2 protein-coding genes are annotated in these 1,597 nt (G+C 33.6%); both read right to left on the bottom strand.

The genetic code is table 11. The features are described from left to right. Positions 1-393: 393 nt before the first annotated feature. Positions 394-792: a HEPN domain-containing protein gene (locus PX481_RS28730; protein WP_002760499.1), complete on the bottom strand. Its 399-nt coding sequence runs from the start codon at positions 790-792 to the stop codon at positions 394-396. Next, on the bottom strand, positions 789-1,103 hold the full coding sequence (locus tag PX481_RS28725) for a nucleotidyltransferase domain-containing protein (RefSeq protein ID WP_002737075.1): 315 nt from the start codon (positions 1,101-1,103) through the stop codon (positions 789-791). The genes PX481_RS28730 and PX481_RS28725 overlap by 4 nt, the downstream gene beginning before the upstream one ends. Positions 1,104-1,597: the final 494 nt, after the last annotated feature.

The raw sequence follows: 1,597 nt of genomic DNA, 5'->3' as shown, positions 1-1,597 counted from the left end.
GATCACATTTTATTCTTTTTTCCACTTCAATCTAAGAATTGAGAAAAAAGCAAAACCTTATATTATACCATAAAAAAATTATGCAAGAGGTCTATTATAGCCCGATCGCTTTTTCTCCCTTGAAGTAACCGTTCAGGGGGGGACAAAATCTAGTAATCTAAGGGGCATGGATGAGAAGCACCAACGGTAATCCCATAATAAGTCTAAACTATGATTTGAATGATTGAATGAATACTATGATTGTGTTGTATTCGGCAAGTCTTCATCAATGATCAATCATAGTCCATCCCATAGTCAAATTGATCGCAGTTAAGACGATGGATGTGACTGTCGCATCATTTGTGTATTGAGATGCTCTTTACTTAATGTATTGCCATACAATACTTTTGTCATTTAATCAGTAGGAAGCAGGTCTGAAATTATATTTAAAAAATCTCTCACTTTTGCAATGAAAGGAATAACTTGTAATTCATCAAAATCTGCAAAGTCTGTATAATCTGCTTCGAGACGGTATTCAAACAATTCGTTATAAACTGCACCAAAGTCTTTTGAAATAATTTCGCTACGGATGTAATTTTTGTTGAAGAGACTACGGACACCTGTATGTTTTGGAGATGAGAGATTATCATAAGCAAGTAAAGCCGTAACAGCATAAAAGCAACTATAGTATAGACGATTGATACAACTATTCCATCTTGCACCATCAGCAAGAGAACAAGCATCTTGATAAGCTTCCTCTGCACGATTTAAACGATACCTAATTAGTTGATCGTGAGGGGAATTTTTACTCATAGCATAATAGCTTCTTTGTTAACTGATTGCCAGAAAGGAGTAGTTTGTAATAAGGGATGTTCCCATTGATTTTTGCTGCGAACAATGGTACAAATAACTTCTTCTGTTTCCCATTCGATTTCATAAATTTGACGACGGATTTGAGATGTGCGAGTAGGGTTGGTGATCCCATCAACTAATACTAATATATCCCAATCAGAGTCTGGTTGAGCATCATTCCGCGCCCGTGAACCATAAAGAAATATTTGCGCTTGTGGTTCGATCGCTTGTACTGCTTGTTTAATTTTATTGAGTAATAGTTGTTTGTCCATGATTTTTTATTACCTTTTTGTACTGCAAAACAATATTAACAATATAATCCATCCCATAATCCCATAATAAGTCTAAACTGTGATTTGAATGATTGAATGAATACTATGATTGTGTTGTATTCAGCCAACCTTCATCAATGATCAATTATAGTCCATCCCAGTAATCACATAATAAGTCTAAACTGTGATTTGAATGATTGAATGAATACTATGATTGTATTGTATTTGGCAAGTCTTCATCAATAATCAATCATAGTCCATCCCAGTAATCACATAATAAGTCTAAACTATGATTGAAATGATTGAATGAATACTATGATTGTGTTGTATTCAACAAGTCTTCATCAATAATCAATCATAGTCCATCCCAGTAATCACATAATAAGTCTAAACTGTGATTTGAATGATTGAATGAACAGCAATTCTCATTTTGAAATAAATAGAGCATTAACCCCGATTTTGGCATTGAAAATAAAGTACAAAGTAACTATTTT

This window comes from Microcystis sp. M53603_WE2 (assembly GCF_030065435.1).
The sequence above is the reverse complement of the archived record's forward strand: the minus strand, read 5'-3'. Positions and strand labels throughout refer to the sequence as shown.

Bases quoted from the DNA above. Each gene is read 5' to 3' on its own strand.
- PX481_RS28725 (WP_002737075.1), bottom strand. From the start codon at position 1,103: ATGGACAAACAACTATTACTCAATAAAATTAAACAAGCAGTACAAGCG.
- PX481_RS28730 (WP_002760499.1), bottom strand. From the start codon at position 792: ATGAGTAAAAATTCCCCTCACGATCAACTAATTAGGTATCGTTTAAAT.